The organism is Pantoea sp. DY-15, from assembly GCF_019795935.1.
Classification (GTDB): Bacteria; Pseudomonadota; Gammaproteobacteria; order Enterobacterales; family Enterobacteriaceae; genus Pantoea; species Pantoea leporis.
In genome coordinates this window covers 1-20,393 of record NZ_JAIMIF010000002.1, presented here as the reverse complement: position 1 = coordinate 20,393, position 20,393 = coordinate 1, and the positions used below count along the sequence as shown (strand labels likewise).

General features: G+C 54.9%; 8 protein-coding genes. 1 reads left to right on the top strand and 7 read right to left on the bottom strand.

The features are described 5' to 3' along the window. Positions 1–93 precede the first annotated feature (93 nt). The 3 genes from K5Y32_RS08800 to K5Y32_RS08790 form a co-directional block, all read right to left on the bottom strand. A complete protein-coding gene (locus K5Y32_RS08800; RefSeq protein ID WP_255602521.1) occupies positions 94–4,653 on the bottom strand; it encodes an autotransporter outer membrane beta-barrel domain-containing protein in 4,560 nt (1,519 codons plus the stop codon). A 302-nt stretch (positions 4,654–4,955) separates the two neighbouring features. Then, positions 4,956–6,356, bottom strand: coding sequence for a YfcC family protein (locus K5Y32_RS08795; RefSeq protein WP_222183005.1), 1,401 nt, complete (start codon positions 6,354–6,356; stop codon positions 4,956–4,958). Then, positions 6,343–7,485 (bottom strand): M20 family metallopeptidase, encoded by a 1,143-nt coding sequence (locus K5Y32_RS08790; RefSeq protein ID WP_222183004.1) that lies wholly within the window; start codon positions 7,483–7,485, stop codon positions 6,343–6,345. The genes K5Y32_RS08795 and K5Y32_RS08790 overlap by 14 nt, the downstream gene beginning before the upstream one ends. A gap of 111 nt (positions 7,486–7,596) precedes the next feature. Between K5Y32_RS08790 and K5Y32_RS08785 the strand changes: the two genes are divergently transcribed. After that, positions 7,597–8,517 carry a LysR family transcriptional regulator gene (locus tag K5Y32_RS08785; RefSeq protein WP_222183002.1) on the top strand — a complete coding sequence of 307 codons (921 nt, stop codon included), beginning with the start codon at positions 7,597–7,599 and terminating at the stop codon, positions 8,515–8,517. Positions 8,518–8,539: 22 nt separating this feature from the next. Here the strand turns inward: K5Y32_RS08785 and K5Y32_RS08780 are convergent, their stop codons facing one another. The 4 genes from K5Y32_RS08780 to K5Y32_RS08765 all read right to left on the bottom strand — a co-directional run. Then, positions 8,540–8,755, bottom strand: coding sequence for a hypothetical protein (locus tag K5Y32_RS08780; protein WP_222183000.1), 216 nt, complete (start codon positions 8,753–8,755; stop codon positions 8,540–8,542). 181 nt (positions 8,756–8,936) lie between these two features. Then, positions 8,937–9,185, bottom strand: a complete 249-nt coding sequence (locus K5Y32_RS08775; RefSeq protein ID WP_222182998.1) for a hypothetical protein — start codon at positions 9,183–9,185, stop codon at positions 8,937–8,939. Then, the gene (locus K5Y32_RS08770) at positions 9,178–19,944 is read right to left on the bottom strand and encodes a hemagglutinin repeat-containing protein (protein WP_222182997.1); all 10,767 of its coding nucleotides are present in this window, start codon (positions 19,942–19,944) and stop codon (positions 9,178–9,180) included. Before K5Y32_RS08770 ends, K5Y32_RS08775 begins: the two co-directional genes overlap by 8 nt. A gap of 12 nt (positions 19,945–19,956) precedes the next feature. Further along, positions 19,957–20,393, bottom strand: a 437-nt coding sequence (locus K5Y32_RS08765) for a ShlB/FhaC/HecB family hemolysin secretion/activation protein (RefSeq protein WP_222182995.1), incomplete at its 5' end; no start/stop codon positions are given.

Sequence of the window (20,393 nt, the reverse complement as noted above, 5' to 3'; positions counted from 1 at the left end):
ACCATTGGTAGGTTGTCAATTTTACCGCGTTCACAACAGGTAAAAAAGCCCGCCGTCAACTAAACCGGCGGGCTTGTGCGGGTAACCGTTTTATCAAAACACCCAGCGTATGCCCGCGTTGTAATTCCAGCCGTGCACGCCGTTGCCGTCGATCTCTTTGCGGTAATTGGCTTCGGCATACAGCGAGACATTGTTGGTGAAAGCCGCATTGCCGCCGATGCCGGCATCCCACATCTGGCCGAACTTGCCGCTGTTGAAGCTTTCGCTCAAATCGCTGTCGCTGGTCCCAACTTTGACTTTCGCCGTGCCGCCCCAACCGCGATAGTAGTTAGTGCGTAGATACGGCGTATATTGCCCGCTGCCATTATCGTTCCAGGTCCGCGCCAGACGCGCGCCGACGCGGCCAATGGTTTGGTCATAATCGTCGTAAGAGACTTGGGTTTGATCGCCGTCGGTGAAGTCATCCATCTTCAAATGTAGATGCAGCAGTTGCGCTTGCGGTTCAAGACGAATGCCGTTCGCCAGCTGGAACGGATAACCACTCTCCAGCGATGCGGTCCAGCCTTTGCCTTTCAGCTTCGCCACCTCTTTCTGTCGGGCGATATCGGTGTCGCCACGATGCCAATCGAGTGAAAGCGCGCCATCCAGATAGAAGCCACTTTCGCGCTGCCAGGTGCCGTAAATCGCCAGGCTGTCGCTGTCGAAATCGGTTGAGCTGTAACCATCAGCGGCATTCGGTCGGATGCGTGCATTGCCGCGCGTATAAGCCAGGCCGCCGCTCAGACTATCTTGCTCGCCGTCCAACCGCAGTAGGTTGCCGCCAAACTGCACCGCGCTGTAATCGAGGTCAAAGTCGTAACCGTAATGCGCGGTATCAAGGTTAGTTTTGTACTTCTGGTTGGAGCCGGAATAACGGATGAACATCTCCGCTGATCCGTCTGGATTTTGCCACAATTCGCCCAAGCGTTGATGCAAATCACCAATGGTTGCCAGGGTGTAGTAAGCCAATCCGACCGGCGCCGAAATGTAGGAAGGAAGCTGTGGAATTACCGCCGGGCGCACCACGCCGCTGCCTGCTGTCTGCGGCTGGCAAGCGGAACCCTCTTCACAAACGTAGTTATTGGCCAGACGATAATCCCAGGTTGTATTGCCATTCTCGGGAGCAAAGCTGTAAAGCCCGTATTGCCACGGCCCTGCGGCGACATACCCCCGTTGCAGCGCAAAGCTATTGGCGCTGGCGCTACCAGTAACCTGCACCAGAGAAACGCCTTCATTGGCGGAGATCACGCCATCTCGATTGCTATCCGCCAGCGTGGCAGCACTCAGCGCATCATTGATAAAGGTAGTGCCGGTCACGTTGCCGTTAACGCGTAACGTGTCGCTTTGCGCGCCCTGCGTACGCAACGCCAGCTTGCCGCCCGCCGACGCCAAATCACCGTTGATGGTCAACGTGTTGCCCGCCGCGCCGTTGGTGAGGTCCAACGTACCGGCATTATTCACCACCAGCGAATCATCGGTTTCGCCCGACAACACCGGATTGACCTGATCGCCGACCAACAGCGTTGAGCCGCTATCCACGTTGATGGTGCTGTGTGCCAGCTTGAGATTATCGGTAAGGGTAAAATGCGTGTTGTAGAAGTTGATGGTGCTCCAGCCCGCGCCGAGGTTGACGCCGCGCGCCAGATCATCGTTACTGAACGAACCCCCGCGCGCGTTAATCTCACTAAAGTTCAGCGTGCTGCCGCTGCCGCCTGCGGTAGTGATGTGACGCGTGTTTGCCAGACTGACGTTAGCGATCGTAGCCACATTGTTAGCACCGGTTCCCATCGTCACGCTGCCGTCTATGGTTCCGCCGGTGAGTTCGACCACGTCGGTGCCATTGCCGGTGTTCACATCGCCCACCACGTTGCCATCGACCAGCGCAATCTGGTCATTGGTCGCCCCACCAGCAACCACAACGGTTTCCGGGTAAGGCGCGGTGACGTTGCCTTCATTGATAAATACGGAGTTGCCGCCACGCAAATCGATAATTGGCGAAACCAGGCTGAGCGAAACGATGGTGCCGCGGTTGATCACCTCGCTGGCGGTGCTGGTGACAATCGCCGAGCCGCCATCGGAACTGTTAACGATGATGTTACCGTTGGCGATCACCCGCCCGGTGGTGTTGGCGCGCACGCCGGTTGCCGGACCATAGACAAAGAAGCTGTAACCTTGTGGGATGATCAAATCGTTGCTGGTGGTAGAACCATCTTCTTTGCTAAACACATAACCTGTCGCGCCTGCACCGCTGACCGTACCGAGCATGTAACCATTAGGATCGAATGAGGTCGCGGAGCGAATTAACGTGCCGCCATCGGTGTTCATCCCGACATCTTGCAGCGAAATATTGCTGGTTTCCGCGCGGTTGTTGAGCACAGTGCCGCCGCCAGAATTGTAGAGTCCGATGTTGCTGGCGGTTAACGATGCTGCGCCTTTATCCAGTAAGATGGTGTCTGCGCCCGCATTGGCGTTGATGGTGCTGTAGTAAAAATTCGGCCCGGCGGTATCACCATTAATCGTTAGCCCGCCGTTATTGCCAACGCGCACCGCAGCGATACCACCCGCACTCAATCCGCTGTGATCGGTCCAATAAACGGTATTGCCTTCGGCGGTATCCAGCGCGACGCCCGAGGCTATGTTGGTGCTGGATCCATCAAAGATATTTCCACCGCCGCGAATACGCACACCGATGCTGTTTGGCCCGCTAAGATTTATGGTGCCACGCGGCGTGGACTGATAGATCACACCGTCGCGGATATCAAAGGCAGTGGCGTTGGTTCCGTTGCCGGTGATCGGCGCGACATTGGCGAAGAATCCGCCTTGCCCGGTGCCCGCAATGGTATTGTTGCCGTTCAGCTCAATCGGGTTGGTGATGGTCACGTCTGCACCCTCCGAGCTCTGAACCGCAATCGCCCCTTCGCCATTAACGTGATAGCTGTCGGTGCCGTACAAGGTAGTGCCGTAAAGTCGTGAACCGGCACCTGAAGCGACAATGCCGCGTGTGTTGGCGCCGCTCAACGTCACATCGGCAGCCACCACCGGATTGAAGATCACGCCGTCACTCAGGCGATACAGCGCCGAACCTGGCGTGGAGACATCATAACTGCCGCCGTTGCTATCGATGTGCGCATAGTTGGTGGCTTGATAACCGGTTTGATTCGGCGCGTAGAAATGCAGCGAACTGGCATCGCTGATGGTTAATCTGGCGTCATCGCGCACATCAACACCAACCGTATTTTCGCCGTACAAATTGATTCTGCCGTTCTGGGCAAAATTGGCCTGGCTGCCCGAAACGGCAACGCCCGTCGAGCCCTTGCCCTTCACATTGATGGTGCCGTTATTCGCACCGCTGGCATCCTCGAGACGGATGCCGGTGCTGTTAATCGCGGTATTGATCACGCCATTATTGGTGAAGCGGCTGCCACCGTTGGCATACACGCCGGTGCCACCCGCACCAACGGTCGAGGCATCGACGCCGTTGCCATCGGCATTATTGAAAAAGCCGCTGTTTATGACGCCGTTGTTAATGCCGGTGCTACCGTTCCACAGTTCCAGTGCGTTGCTGCCAACGCTGGCCAGTTTGCCGTCAATCACCGCCGTCCCGCCGTTGCTGGCGCGCATCGCCGCGCTGCTGGCATTTATTACTTCCAGTACGCCGCTGCTACCAATGGTTGCCCTGGCATTGGGGCCATCAGCACTTAACACAATGCGTTCGCCAATCGGCTGCGTCACTTCGTCGTAGTATTCATCGGCATCGATCACATAGGCGATGACATCGCTGCGCAAGGAGAGCGCTTTATTAAACTCGCTGCTGTAGCTATCGGCGGCCAGATTGCCGTTTTGCAATTGCTCAATCAGCCAATTGTTGTAGCTCTGCAAACTGCTGACGTTGGAGACGTTGAATGAAGTGGTGGCGTTGTCCAGGGTGGTAACGCTAAACGCGCCGCGCCACGAGACCACATTGTCGAACCATTGCCCCAGTTGATAGGTGTAAGGCGTGTAGGAACCAAAAAAGGAGATGCGATTGGCGGAGTTCCAGTTCATGGTGCCGCTGCCGCTGGCGGTAAATAATTCGCTCTGTTTCGCTGCCATCGACCAGCCGTTGGTGCTGGCGGTGGTTGCTGCACCCTTCTGCCCGATATCAACATTGATGGTGCCATTGCTGACCTGCGCTACGCGCGCGTTGATATATTGCCCATTATTAACGTTATAAAAATTCGGCAAGGTATTGGTTTCAATGGCGCTAATCGCGGCGGAATTATATACCTGCACGCTATTATTGCCGCTGCCATTAGCGTCCGGCACGTTAATCACATAATTCTGCGCGCCCAGATCGACGCGACCTGAATCTTGCCAGGAATACGAAATAATTCTGCCGCTGCTGAGCAACTCTCCGATGGATATGGTGCCACCGCCGTCCTGACCGGGCGCAAACCGCTGATTACCGCTTAATGTTTGAGTAGAGCCATTACAAATACAAAACACTCCAGCGCGGTTGTCATTTAATTCCGGTGTAAAGGGCTGAAGCGTCGCCGCCCAAACTGGCGAAGCCGGATTAAATACACCGTAAGCGGCAACAAGGCTAATAAACAGCGGATGCAATCGAAACATCATCGTTCACTCCAGAGAAGCGTGCAACGCTGCCGCGATGCGTAAAGACATCGCCAGCAATGGGTTAGGCTAATATTAATTTGTGTAATTGAACGTAAAGAAATTCTGCGACGCGGCAATAACAGCACTTTACGCGAGACAGTTCCAGTGCGACTTAAGCCAAATAGCGATGATTAGATAACTTTAAGAAAAGGCCGGGGATTGAATACAATTATTCGTGGGACTGAAATAGCGGAGAGGATGTTGATCGTGTTAACAACAATATAAAAATAAGAAGCCACGATTAAGTGGCTTCTTACGATTTACTAGAATGGACCCCAATTGATTGCCACACCAATTAATAAGGTGACAACACAAATGGCAAACCAAATAGCTACTACCGGCGCAACGAATTTAATCCATTTGCCGAAAGAGATATTGGCGGTGGCCAAGGCTGCCATTAACACGCCAGAAGTTGGGCTGATGGAGTTGACGATACCTTCACCCAGCAACACCGTTTGCACCGTCACCTGACGGGTTAAACCGAGGTTATCGCCTAACGGCGAGAAAATCGGGATTAACAAAGCGGATTCACCAGAACCGGATGAAATACCGAAATGCATCAACGCCGCGCTAATGAACATGCCCACCGCCGCAATGGCGGGATGAACCGGTGCCAGTAAATCAGACAGGAAGCCAACAATCGGATCAAGAATATTGCCCTGTTGCAACACCACGGAAATCGCGCCAGCCATACCCACAATGAAGCCGCCTTTTACCAATTGCGAGCAACCCGTAAGGAAGGTGTTGGCAATGGCAGAACCCGACATGCGACCCATCATGCCGACCATAATCGACAGAATAATAAACATCGCCGACATTTCATTGGTGGCCCAATGCAATTGCACCGTGCCAATCATAAATACAATCAGCGTAGCGGCGCAGGTGATCAGAATCAGTTTATGCCGACCAGTAATCGCCAGTGATTCATCATTCTGCGCAATTTGTTCTATTCGCACTTCACCATTATTCCGCGCGCGCTTAACCGAGATAATCAAATAGGTCATCACCGTTAACACGAACAATAAACAGGTAATACCGCGCAATAACATGCCGGAGAACAGCGGTAACTGTGCCAGATGTTGGGTTAAGCCGGTGGTGGCTGGACCTAATACCGCAACGTTAAAACCCGCCGCGCAGGTTAAATACACCAGCGCCATACCAATCATTGGCGATAAACCCAACGAACGCGCCACCAGTAAACCAATCGGCACAAACGCCACCACCGAGTTTTGCACCACGCCGGTGGTGCCGAGAATGGCGAATATCACACCAAAAATAATGATAATACGCGTATCGCTAATTTTGGTACTGCGCGACAGTGAATTAAGCGCCGTAGCAATAGCACCCGTCGATTCGATCACCGCTAATAACCCGCCGGTAAACAGAATCAGGAAAATGATCGGCGCGGCTTTGATCACCCCTTGCACAATCGCCATAAAGATTTCGCCGGGATAAACGCCCGAACGCGCGACTTCATGCAAACTTCCCTTGATGGCGAAAGTAATGCCATTGCGGGTTTCATGATCAAACTTGCCCGCCGGAATAATCCAGGTCGCCACTGCCGCCAGCACCAGAATAATAAACAGCAGCAGATAAGGACTTTGCTCGGTTTTCGCTGCTGGCGGTTGGCGCAGCGTATTTTTCTCCACATTAACCTGAGACATGCGCATCACCTCCGAGGATTAAGCCTGCCACCAGCGCCGCGCGCGGAGCAATATCGGCAATAATGATATGTTCATGACGTGCATGAATACCTGCGCCGGTTGCGCCTAAACCATCTAACGTTGGAATGCCCAACGCGGCAGTGAAATTGCTATCGCTGCCGCCACCAACCGCTTTGCCTTCCACCTCGAAACCAAGCTGTAAGGCAACCTGCTGCGCACGCTCCATCAGCACCAACGATTCCGGCGTTTGGCGCATCGGCGGGCGCGATTGTGCGCCGCTAATATGCAACGTGATGCCGGATAAATGGGGTGTGATCTGGCTGATTTCGGCGTGAATGCGCTCGGCTTCTGCTTCGCTGGTAACGCGCGTATCAATGCCCAACACCGCTTTATCCGCCACCACATTGATGCGGTTGCCGCCACGCGCAATTCCCACATTGACGGTGGTGCCGCGCTCCGGCGCGTTTAAGTTGTGCAAGAACATGATCTGAAGCGCCATTTCTTGTACCGCGCTGATGCCCTCTTCGGGATTGTTCCCGGCGTGCGCCGCTAATCCGTTGATGGTGATTTCATATTGTCCGGTACCTTTGCGTGCTGTTTTCAGTGCGCCCGATCCCGCCACCGCAGGCTCAACCACCAGCACTTGCGCCGATCCCAGGGCGTGCTGCGATAACCAGGCGCTGGAGCTTGGGCTACCGACTTCTTCATCGCTGCCGCAGAGAAACACAATGCGTTTGCCCGCCAGTAAATCGTGCTGTTGCAACGCGCGTACCGCCCAGATAGCCTGCACCAGACCGGCCTTCATATCCAGCACGCCAGGACCGTAAAGCTTGCCGTCTTCTTCACGCATCACCAACTCGCCTTCATCCCAGACGGTATCGAAATGCCCGAGCAACACGGTTTGCTCGTCACCGCTTCCCAGCGTGAATTTCAGGTGATTACCGTAGTGCGGCTGCTCATCAATCTCTGCTGCTACGCCCAAACGTTTGGCAAACAGCGCTTGTAAGACTTCGCCACAACGATCCACGGCGGCTTTATTCATTGATGGTGATTCCGCTGCGACCAATTCCCTGATATCCATAAGAATTTCATCGGCATGTTGTTGCAGGTAATTTTTTATAGTTTTCATTTGTACTGCCCTCGCATAGTGAATCTCCGAGTATGGAGATAAAAATGCGCTTAAAAAATGGAGATAAAAGGCTATTATTGTTGACCTCAGATCAACAGATAGGAAAAACCTATGGCGATGCTGCTCTATCCAGAAAAATCCATAAGGTATCTGTATGAAGTGGGCAATTACGGCGGTATTCGTCGCGCGGCGGAAGCCCTGGATGTTGATCCCGCCGCCATCAGCCGTCAGTTATCGCAACTGGCGCGTGAGATGCAGTTGCCGCTGTTAGAGCGACGTGGCCGTAATGTGGTGCTGACCGAAGCCGGCAAGTTATTGGCTGAAGATTACGCGCACACCCATCAGCGGCGCAGCCAGTTGGATCGTCAATTAAAAGATCTGCGCCACAAACGCGGTGGCTCGATCAAATTACGCGTCGGTCAGGGCATGGTGGATGAAGTCGTCAGGCATGTGTTACAGCCGTTTTCGCAAACTTATCCCGACGTGTTTATCGATATCCTGTCGGGCGATATGCAAACCACCGTGTCGCTGATTGCCAAAGGCGACGTTGATATGGCGGTAGGTTTTGGCCCGATTGGTCCTCCCGGCCTGAAGTGTTTGAGTTTTCACCGCGGACCCATCTGCGCGGTGGTGCACAGCCACCACCCCATCGCGGATTTCCCACAAATTGAAGTGGCCGAACTGGTCAATTATTCGCTGATTGGTATGGACAAAAATTTTGGCATTCAAAGTTATATGAATGCCATGTTCAGTCAGGAAGGATTTATATTCAGCCCGGCTTATAGCTGTAATCTGTTTTCCAGCGCCATCGCCTTAAGCCAGGCCGGCATGGGCATCGCGTTTATGACCGCCAAAGTGGTTGAAGACGACCTCATCGCCAAGAACTTAGTCGCCGTGCCGATTCAGCATCGCATCGCCCGCGAAAGCCAATGCCACTTATTGCGCAGCGCCGATCACCGCTTCACGCCCGCAGCGCAGCATTTGTGGCAATTGCTGGTGACGTTTTTTGAAGGTACGGCGGGAGCGGTTTAATTAATGCTTATTTGATTACAAATTAAATAATGGCTTGCGGTGCTTTGAACCAGGCATGATGTTGCTGATCGAACATTAAAGGGGCCACACGACTAATTGATGTAAGCTGATGATAAATTTCACTGAAACACGACGCGTCACGGCGCGTTAGAGTTTGCGTCAATGTGTTGGCTTGAGCAGATGTTGTTATACTTGTCATACCCAAAGTCAAATCAAAAGAGCAGATAATATTACGCATCAAGTATCCCTACAATAAAAAAACACCCTTTTTATCGACATACTCATATGAAACTTTAGGTTTTTATCATTGACCGAAATTTCGCCATGCAAGTGCGTGAGTTAAGAAAACAAAATAATAAGAAATAAACACATTAATAACGAGTTGTTCTCCCAACCGCAAGGGTTGGGATTCTCGTCTACTAAATTAGTCCTAATGACTCAGGTAAATCCTTCACGAACTCACTTTTATCTCCGGTATATTCTGCTGATATGGCTAAGAAGTCCTTGGCAATATCTTGCCTGTCCTCCGTGTCTAGTAGCTGTAATTCTGCTGCGATTTGCTCCATCATCTCTACAGCAGTATCTGCATCCAGCCGTTCTTCGCTTGTAAACTCGAGGAATATAGCGAGATCAGCTATGATTTTTATTAGTTTAATGTTGCTATTCATTGACAACTTTCACCTCTATATTCTTAATTCCTAGCTCATCAAACATCTTCTGAGCACGGTTTGCTTGTACTTGGTTTGTAACTTCCCAACGCCCCGTCATTCCGTTATTTTTCAAAGCATCTGATTGTCGCAAGGCTTGATCTTTAGCTTTCTGAGTTGTAACAACAGATATTTTTCTGTCTACCATTACATTCCCATCAACACCATCAAAACGAACAGGTTTGCTTTTACCGTCAGCATCAATTCGATCAATACTCGGGGCTTGTCCTTTTTGTGTTTCAATGTTGGAACGAGCACCAGGAGCGGAATCATTATAATCTTTGGCTCGCTGACTCATACTGGCATTTTCATCAACCCATTTAACTTTTATCTCATCACTGGCCTTGTTAATCAGCTTAGACGCAGATTCAAGATCACCTTTCGCCAGCGCTTTCTCTGCTGCCTTAAGGATTTTAACTGCTGCATCTCCCACGCCCGGAAGCAGACCAACGACCGCCGCCAGATAGCCTATAGCTGAATCAGCTTCCGCAAAACCTTTGATATCACCGACCACCGGCACAAAATCAGCACCGAACGATGTCGTATCTTCCAGCGCTTCCCTGCGTTCATCGTACATTTTGGCTGAGCAGGTTTCTGCACTTAGCCCGCCGCAGTTTTCTTTTTTATAACGCTCGTTCTCCGCCTCAACGTACTCCGCGGCCTTTTGCTCCAGCGTCTTGCCTTCCGATTGTGCCTGCGCAATATCACTGAGCGCATTATTCTCCACCGCATTCTTCCCGGCCCCGGCTCCTGCCCCAACCCCCATCGACGAATTAGACGCAATCCCGCCTGCCATGCCTGCTGCAATCTGGCTCAGGCTGCTGACGATCTGCTTCTGATTTTCTGTCAGGCTGCTGATGTCTGTGTCCGGATACATCACTTTTACAATCGTCCGCGCAGCCAGCTCACCACCTGCTGCGCCAGCCGCACCCGCTGACGCAGAGCTGCCGGATATCTGTGCCAGCACAGCGCCGGCTACGGCATGGGCCATGGTATTTGCCAGCAGATTGACGTTCTCAGTACCGTCAGCGTTGTAGGTTGTCGTAGCTTGCTTGATAGCGTTGGCAATATACGGAGCCATCACCCCGCTTGCAGCCGCGCCGAGATTGCTGGCACTCAGTCCGCCCAGCGCACCCGCAACCGCCGTTGCCACCATCGAATAGGTGCCACCGGTGCCCCACTGTGCCGCGACTGACTGATAACCCGGATCCTGCTGAATTTTCACATTCAGCTGCTCTGGCGTCAGATTTGCATAGTCGGGATGCTCTTTTAGCAGTCGCGCTTGAGCTTCGGCAGATGCGGCGCCCATTTTGTACTCTTTAACATCACCGACAACACGGCCCGCCAGTTCCTGTACGCCCTGTGCAAACGCCATCTGGTTCGCGACTTTTTCTTTGTCGAAGATTTTGACGATACTGCCGTTCGCGTTTTCTGTATCGCGGCTCAGCGTTGCCACATCCTGCGTCTGGTTCTGCGCGTTGCGCACCGTAATCGTACCATCCGCCACTGCTGAACGCGTGGTACCGGAGGCGCTGTCGCTCATGTTGACCACTGACGGCAGCGCGCCGGCAGCATAGTGCTCTCCGGAAGGCATTGGCGTCTTGCTGTAACTGCCGTTGAAGCCGATTGCAGAACTGCTGGCGTGGTAACTGGCATGATTATCGATGCTGTCCCAGCCCAGTGTGCCAGTTGACAGCTTGTTGTTCGCGGCATCCGCCGTTGAGGCAATCACTGCGCCATTAAGCTGTGTGTGGTTACCCACAAAGATGTCATAGCCGCCGTTGCCCGCAAACAGACCGCTCTGGTCGCCGACGCTGGCGTATTCGCTGTTGACCTTGCTTTTACTCAGGCTTAGACCGATCGAGCCCGTCATCGAGCCAAAGGTGAAGCTAAAGCCCCCGCTGGCGCTCTGCTGCTGGCTATGATAACTGTCGGTATCTTGCAAGCTGGTCAGCGTCAGGTTGTTGCCCGCGTTCACGCTGATGCTGTTACCCAGCGCCTGGGCGCCGGACAGCAGCGTGTCGTTGCCGCTGCTGAGCGTCAGGTTGTCTTTAGCATTGACGCGGCTGTTAACGTATTCGGTGCTGCTGCCGTTCTCCAAGCCGCTGGCCATGTAGCCGCTGGCCTGTACGCCGATGCCGGTTTCCTGACCTATGGCAATGTGAACACCAGCGCTCCAGCCTGAAGATTTGTTGCTGCTCTTTTGCTCCGTGTTATTGCTGGCGGCAACCAGATTCAGGTCATGTGCGGCGGCAAGCGTCACGTTGTTACCGGTGATGCCGCTGCCTGCCAGTATCACGTCGCCGCTGGTGCCTTTGTTGCCCGTCGCCACCACGGCGACATTGCCGCCGCCGCTAAGTGAACTACCGCTAACAGTGTTACTGATGTATTCGGATGAAGATTTGCTTTTGCTGGCCCCCACGCTGAGCGAAATTTTAATGCCCGCGTTATTCATATCGCCCTTTGCCAGTGCTGTAGCGGATTGCGTAGCGCCTTGTGACATCGCCCAGCCACTCTCCAGCGCCTTCACAGCGCCTAGAGCCTTCAAACGATCATCACCTGCCTCACTGGCGGCCTTTGCCTGGGAACCCAGACTCAGCAGCGCGTCGGTGATGGGGCTGGTCAGCTGCAGCGTCAGGCCACTCTGCTTCTGCTCAAAGCTCTGATGGCGCGTTAACGTGTCGTTGCCCGGATCGATAGTGACCGAGCCGCCGACCAGGCTGATGTCCTGCTTGGCAATCACATCCGATCCCGCTACGTGCGCGTCATGACCCGCAACCAGCGTTACGTTGCCACCCGTGCTGCCAACGGTACTGGCACTCTGACTTTCTGTCGTACCGTCCTGCTTAAGCTGCTGTTTGGAGGATGCGCTGCCAAAAGTGACCCCAATCCCGCCACCGCTAAACATGCCGCTCTTCTTAGTTTCACTCAGCCGATAGCTGCTCTGTGTATCGGTTGCTGCCGTAATAGTGAGATCGTTGCCAGCTTTAAGACCAACATTGTTTTCACCGACAACGGTGGAGCCTTTTAGAGTCAGGTCATTACCCGCGACGATTGAAATCTGGTCGCCATTTAGCTGAGAAGCTTTTCCAGTGGTTGAGCTGTCTTCGCTGATGGTGTGAGTCGTTTTCTTGCTGAACAGGCCTTTTTTGGTTTTAGTTTCTTCCTTGTAGGCATAATCACTTTCCGTCGCCGTGGTGATATTTACGTCGTGGCCGGCCTGTAATCCAATATCTTTGTTTGCGGTGATGCTTGCGGCCTGAGTGGTGATGTCATTTCCGGCAAGCATCGTCGTGCTGCCGCCACTGACAATTTCAGTGCCCTGCTGACGCACTGCTTCGTTGATAACCGTTTTTTTACTGCCCCGTTCACTGTCTCCGGAGCGGCTTTCAACTGCATTCAGATTGATATCACGCCCCGCCTGCAGGCCAACATCGCCTTCGGCTGCCAGCGCTGCCGCCTGGCTAGTAATATCCTGCCCGGCTTTTAATGTCAGATTGCTGCCGCTGGAAAGTGTTGTGCGCTCGGCACCTGAACTATGCGTTTCCTTGTTACCTGTTTTACGGCTTTCGCTGGTTTCGATGCTGTTGAGACTGAGGTCGTGCCAGGCGTTGAGCAGCAGATCGCCACCTGCGTTCAGTGAGGCGCCGGTGATATTGATATCGTTGCCCGACTTCAGGCTGAGCGCATCCAGAGACGTAATCGCCGCCGTCTGGCCAAGCAGCGTCTTGCTTGCCTGCACAGGCCCGCTGCCGCCGATCGTCCACTGCGAACTTGCGGTAGTGTTGTTGATGTCACCGTTAACGCTCTCCAGCGCCACCTTTTTACCGCTGATTGTCGAGCTGACGTTGTTAATGTTATTCAGCGCCCTGAGATTCAGCTCGCCGCCGGCTTTAATCAGCCCGGCGTTGAGGTTGTCGATAGTATTCTGGCTGTTGGCGCTGACAGCGTTCTGCGCCACGATAGTGCTGGCGCTGTTGGTGATGTTACCGCCTGAGAGCGTCACGTTGTTCCCTGCAATCACGCTGCCGTTGTTCATCGCCGCATCTTTTTCGGAGAGGTACACTTTCGGCACCATCACCGTCTGGCCATTTACCGAGGCGGCTTCCCACCAGATGATGCTCTTATCCAGTGAAGCAACCTGATCCGCGGTAAGCGACACGCCAAACTGCAGGCCTAAAGACTGCTGTGACGCGGCGGCGTTATCCATCAGATAACGCATCTGGTCCAGATCGGAACCCACGCCATTCAGATAGCGGCTGCCGGTCTGGTTAAGAACGGTGTTGCTGACGTAACGCGTATCAAATGCCGCATCGCCGAGGAAGCGGTAATCGTTGTCAGGCTTGAGGTTCAGCCTGTCCAGCAGATAGGAGGAGCCGAGGAAAGTGTTAACATCGGTATATTGCTGACGGCTTTCCTGTGGCGCGCTGCCAGGCTGTTTACCCAGCAACTGATTGAGGTCACCAAACAGGCTGGCGTCCAGCTGTCCCAGACCGTTTAATTTCGGGTTGATGGTGATGAGATACGGGCTGTTGTTATCACTGGCCACGAAGAAGCCAGTGCCGCTGGTTGGTAGCGGGTATGCGCTGGTATCGACATTTGAAGATGCATAGTTTTTGAGTGTTGCAGGGACCACTGTAGCGCCCGTTGCAAGGCTGCCAGCGTTGCCCAGGTTAGCCTGACCTTTTTGCGTTCCGGACTGGTCAGCGAGTGAAGCGCTAACTGGCGCTGAGGAGTCAAGTGCGGTACCGCCGTTCACCTGCTGAAGTGCATTTTGCAGCTGATCTTGCCATGCAGGAGAGTTCACTGCGACTTTGTCTGTAGCAGCGAGTTGCTGACGCTGCTGAGCATTGACCTGACTGACAGCAGCAAGGTTATTCAGCAACGGCGCGGCAATGGTTGTGCCGGACCAGCCTGCAAAAGGCGCCAGGTTGGTGTTGCTGATATTTTGGCTGAAGTTAGCGTTGATATTGCCGCTGGCTTGGATGATGGCGCGATAGGCGATACCATCGGTTACCTGGACATACTCAGGTTGCCCTGTAATTTCAAATTTAAAGGGTTTGACATTAGATAGCTTGCCATATTTAACGTCTTGGTAACATCCCAACCGACTCTGGGCTGAACAATCATATGTTTGCCAGGTCTGGAAGCTGCCTGAAGTTGCAGAGTTATTGTTGAGCGTACTGCCAGATAGATGTGCATCACGCCCAGCAAGAATGTTGCTGGCATTATTTTCTAGGGTGCCGGCTAATAAGTTTATATCTTGACTTGCAGAAATTCTTGCGGCGCTGCCATTAGCAATTGCACTAATAACCTTTTCACCAACCAGCACTTTCTGCTGCCATTGATCTTTATTAAGCGTCAATTCATATGTTGGATAGCAGTTGTCATTTTCACCTGCGCAGATTTTGTCGATCAAGTAGGTATATTGGGATTCATTAAAATACGAAAACGGCAGATCGATAGAGGCGGCATTGCCGTTGTAATACTGATGATCTTCCTCAACAGCACTGTACCCGTCTCTCTGATTCAGCAGATGCCCGGTTTTAATCGTAATATCGCCATTCTGCGACTCAATGGTTCCCGAAGTATTGATCACCTCGCCATTGGCATTCCCCGCCGCGTCGCGTTGCATCCACAGGCTGTTGCCTGCCAGCATATCGCCACGCTGGTTTTTAATGCTGTTAGCGTACAGGTAGAGATTCTGGCCGGCGTAAAGCAGTGCCGTGTTCACAATGCTGCCTGGCGAGGAAATGGTGAGGCTGCCGCGCGTGCCGGTGAAGCCATTGAGTGCTACGTCGCTGCGGCTGGCCAGCGTAATGTTGCCGCCACCCTGCAGCGAGCCTGCGCTGTTCATATTGATGCGCTGACCGCTCAGGCTGCTGTCGCCGGTTCCGGTGGTGAGCTGGCCGTTGTTCGTCAGATCGCCGCCTGCGCTCAACGTCAGCGCCTGCCCCTGTAACGTGCCCTGGTTCTCAATCGCACCGTTACTGCTGATAGTCAGGCGATTGCCTGCGGCCAGCGTGTTGCGTGCAGTAAAGCCGTTAATCAGTTTCAGCGTGGCGTCGCCAAGCGCCACCACCTGTCCCAGCTGATCAAAACCGGTGCTCTCCAGCAGCAGATTGCCACCGCTGAACAGCTTTCCTGCTGCCTGCTGCGTGACCTGGCTGGCCTTCACGTTAAGCTGATTAGCGCCCAGCAGCGTGCCGCTGTTATTGAGCTGGCCATAATTAACCGCAAGTGAGCCACCCTGCGCAGTTCCCTGATTCAGCAGTTGCGAGCCGGTTAAGGTTCCCTGCTGATCGGCCAGCAATGTGCCGCTGTTGCTGGCGTTGGCAGCATTCAGCGTCAGTAGCGCTGCCTGCAACCAGCCGCTATTGATTAGTTGAGGCGTGGTGAACGTGAGCTCACCCGCAGACAGCATTTTGCCACTGTTGATCGCGCTGCTGCTGGCGGTGATGCGGTTAGTTGTCCCCTGAATCAGGCCGTAGTTATACAACTCAGGCGTGGTCAGCGTCAGACCGCTCTGGCTTATCAGCGTCCCGCTATTGTTGTTGGTGATGCGGCCACGGGTGGTCAGCAACAGGCTCTTATCACCCTGCAACCGCCCGTTGTTAGTCAGTGTTCCAGTGGTGATCGTCAGATCACCACCCTGAATGCGGCCATCATTGCTAGCCGTCGCCGCCTGAACATCCAGTTTGCCACCTGATAACAGCGCGCCATTTTGCTGCTGCGTCAGCGTGCCGCCGAGCACTGCCGTCAGTCCGTTAACGCCGGAGATTTCTCCGCCGTTGCTTAGCGTCGTGCCTTTCAGCGTCAGGTTTCCGGCAATCCATTGTCCCTGATTAGTGAGGCTGAGGGCGTTGAGCGCGGCGTTGCCGTTGGCGGTGATTTTGCTGCCCGTGGCGGACGTAAGCGCATCGCTGAGGTTGAGCGTCAGATCGCCCGCGCTCTGAATAGCGCCGTTGTTGGCAAGGCGGGTGGCGTTCAGCAGGATTTGTTGTCCCTGCCAGCTGCCGTTATTGGTGATGACATCACCGGCAATGTTCAGCATGCCCTGCGTCAGCAGCTGACCGCCAGCATTGTTGTTTACTTCACGTGCGGGCTGCGACTGTACCGCCAGCATGCGGAAACCACGGGCCTGCGTCGGACCGATAGTCAGCGATTGCAGGCCAATCAGACTGCCCTGATTAGTCACGCTGGCCGGGGTAATTGCGAGCGTTTCGCCCTGCACGCTGCCGCTGTTATTCAGCGTGCCGCCACTCAGCGTCATCGCTTTATTCGCCAGCAGCGAGCCGCTGTTGTTCAGGTTCTGCGCGCTGACCTGTGCCGTGCCCTGCGACAGTATTTCGCCGCTGTTGCGCAGCTCACCCGCAACGTCAGCTGACACGCCTGCGGTGCCCAGCAGCGAGCCCTGATTCTGCCAGCGGCCTGCGATGATTTGCGCGTTGTCACCCTGGATTGTGCCCGCCGTGTTGAGCTCAGTTGCGTTCAGCTGCAGGCCACCGCCGGTCAGCGTTTTTCCTCCAGCGAGCTGAATTAAAGCGCCGCTCGACTGCGCATCCAGCGAGGATGTTCCCTGCCATAAGCCACTGTTGCTGAGGCTATTTCCGCGCAGCATCAGATTATCGGACAGCACTTTACCGCTGTTTTGCAGGTTGCCCGCCGTCAGGCTGGCGTTGCCGCCCGCAGTCAGGCTGCCACGATTATCCAGCAGCCCGTCAGACTGACCTTTCAGTGAGTCAATTCCGTAGACGGTGCCACTGTTGGTCAGCGAGCCAAACTGATAGTCAATGTTGTTGCCCTGCATCACACCGGCGTTGTCAGCGATTGCGCCCTTAACTGCAAGAAGACCGTTGCTCAGTAACTGCCCCGCGCTCAGGTTGCTGAACTGCCTGAAATCCGCGCTGAGTCCGCTGTCACCCTGTAGCAGGCTTTGATTCTTCAGCACATCACCTGAAGCGTTCAACTGCTGTGCCGCAATCGAACCACTGTTGTTCAACGTGCTCGCCTGAATATCTGCCTGGCGCTGCGCAAGCAGAACGCCCTGCCCGCTGTTGTTCAGCGTGCCGCTCAGGTCTGCTTTTAGGTTAGTAGCGGTGATGCGTCCGCTGTTGGTGAGGTCACGACCGTTGATGCTGAAGTCATCCGCCACCTGTAACAGGCCCGCATTGGTCAGTTGCTCAGGTGAAAGCGTAAGCGAACCGCCGCTGATAAGCTGACCGCTGGCGGCGTTGGAGATATCCGCGCTGTTCAGTAAGAGCGAGCGGTTACCCTGCAGCAGTCCGGCGTTGGTCAGCTGAGGGGCTGTGATGCTGAGTCGGTTGGCAGCCAGCGTACCGCTGTTGGTGATGTCATTGCTGATGAGGACAAAATCGTTCTGGCTCAGCAGCGTGCCGCTGTTATCCAGCGCGCCGCTCAGGGTGCCAAGAAACTGTGTGGTCGCCTGGGCGCTGCCGGCGTTCTGCCAGCTTTGCAGCCGCATATCGAGCGTGTCGGCCTGAATGCTGCCGTGATTATCCAGGCTTCCAGCCTGAGCAGTCAGCGTGCCGGCACTCAGTAACTGGCCGCCGGTTTTATTACTGAGCTTATCGCCCGTCACGGTCAGTGCATCACTGCCCTGAATCAGCCCGCTGCTAACTAAGTCTCCCTGAAGCGTGAGCGCCTGCGCCAGCAGCCAGCCGCTGTTATCAACCGAATCTGCTATGAGCTGTAAGCTCTGCTGACCGAGGATTTTGCCGCTGTTATCAAGCGTTGCAGCGTTAAGTACGCCATCACCCGCACTCAACGCGTTGCCGCTGTTATGCCAGTTGCCAGCCGTTACCGCCAGCTGCTGTCCCTGCAGCTGGCCCCGGTTAGTGAGCGTGTCTGCTGCAATGGTTAATTTGCCGTCACTCAGTAACGTGCCGCTGCTGGTTATCGTCTTGCCGCTGGCCTGCAGAGATTGTTTGCCCTGCAACGTGCCGCTGTTGTTCAGCGTACTGGCATCAACATGAATTGTCGCTGCGGCGATTTGACCGTCATTGGTCAGCGCGGCGTTTTGAAGACTGAGGCTGTTATCCGCGAGCAGCAGGCCGCCCTGCTGATTGTTCAGCTGCGCGTTTGAGGAAAACAGACTGGCGCCGTTGATTTCGCCGCTGTTGGTCAGCGCGTCGCCACTCAGCGTCAGCCCTGCCTTGCTGGTGATGAGCCCGCTGTTACTCAGCTGCGGCAGATTGAGTACAAAGCTGTTGTCCGAACTCAGGGTGCCGCCCGCCAGATTGCTCAGGCGGTTGCCGCTGTAGGTCAGCGCTTTGCTGCCCTGAATCAGCCCGCTGTTGTCGGTTTGCACGCTGCTAAGTGAGAGCACCGGCGCGGACAATACGCCCTGATTGAGCAAGCTGTCGCTGCTGAGGCTTAGACTCTCTGCGCCGGAGATGGCCGCGCCCTTACCATTCTGCAGGCTACTTGTGGTGATGCCGGTGGTGTTACCGACCAGCATGCCGTGATTATCAAGTTGTTTGGCCGTGATGTTGAGGCTTTTTCCGGCCGTCAGCTGGCCGCTGTTGCTGAGCCGATCCTGCGCCTGCAGTCTTATATCGTTACCGGCTTTCGCGACGGCATTGCTGTCCGTGACAACGGTTGTGCCACTCAGCTGAATATCACGTCCTGCCGTAATGCTGGTGCCATTGGTGGTGAGATTTCCTTTCGCCGTAACGCTGACTCCGGCGTCGCTGACCAGAGTACCTTTATTGAGCGTTGCATCCTGCTGTGCACTGAACGCGACCTGTCCGGACGCTTTGTTTTCCCCACCGAGCGTCACTGATTCAGCATTCGCCGTCAGCGCCCCGCTGCTCAGGCTGTTATTCAGCGTCAGTTTACCGCTGGCATCCAGCTGAATATCACCCTGCTTCGCCACCAGGTTACCGAGGTTAACCCCAACGCCCTTTTCGCTCGACACCAGATGAATGCGATTGGCATACATGCCGCCAAGCGCGCCGGTATCCACCGCCACCGACGGCGCCGCACCTTCACCGGCAATCGGCGTGACGGAACCATTCGCACCCACGCGGTTTGCCCCGACCGTCACCGACAAATCTTTCGCATGGATTCCGGCGTTGATCTCCGTTGCGCGCGCGACGATCGATACCGCATCGGCGCTGCTGCCGTCCAGTCCCTGACCTTCGACGATCACCGATCCCTTCGTCACCTCCAGCGCAGCCAGATTACCGTTGGCATCCAGTTGCGGCTTACCGGTGGTCAGCGTGACGTTTGGCGTGTTGATAAAGCCGCAGCCGTTACAGGTAATGCCGTACGGGTTGGAGACCATCACGTTAGCGGCTTTACCCGCCACTTCGGTGTAGCCCTGCAATTGTGAGCGATTGGCGCCAACCACTTCGTTGATGATCGCCTGCGCTTCGTGTCCGGCTTTCAGGTTGGGGTTGTTCTGGATCAGGCCGCCAAGCTGCGTCTGGGTAAGCTGCCCCGTGGCGTTATTGAGGATTAGCCCTTCCTGACCAACGTTGTACTGCTGGTACTGGTTATGCGAAATCCCGGCGCCGTTGGGCGTGGCGATATTCACCACCGGCACGCCGTTACCGGCGGCATCCATTTTCGTGTCCGGCGTTACCGGCGTGATTTGCGCGGCGACAGCAGGCAGCATCGGCTGTACCGCCACCAGATAGCAAATCAGGTAACTCAGCGCGCGACGGGCGAGGGAAACGGGTTGACGATCGTCCATAATCTTTGCCTCTTAGAAAACCAGCCCGACGCGGGCGTAAATGCTGAGGTGATCCGGCTGAAGGTGGCCGGGATAACTGAGGGGAATGCCGACGGTGTATTGGGTGTAAAAGTGGCGCCCGCGCGTGCTGAGACCCAGCGCGCTGCCCCACAAGGTGCCGGTGGACTCGTGGTTCTGTGCGTCGCGCTTTAACCAGCCGCCGTCGATGGCGGCCAGCGCGCTGACGTCGCCCAGAACCGGCAGCGTGAACAGGCTGTAGCTCAGCTCGTTGCGCAGATAGCCACCGGCATCACCGGAGAGATACTGCTCCTTAAAACCGCGAACCGAGCTTTCGCCACCCAGCGTCAGGCGTTCGCTGCCGTACAGCCGATCGGGCGACCACTGGCCGTAAATGCTGCTCAGCAGCCACAGTTTGTCAGCCAGCGGGCGCTGGAAACTGCCGCTGATGC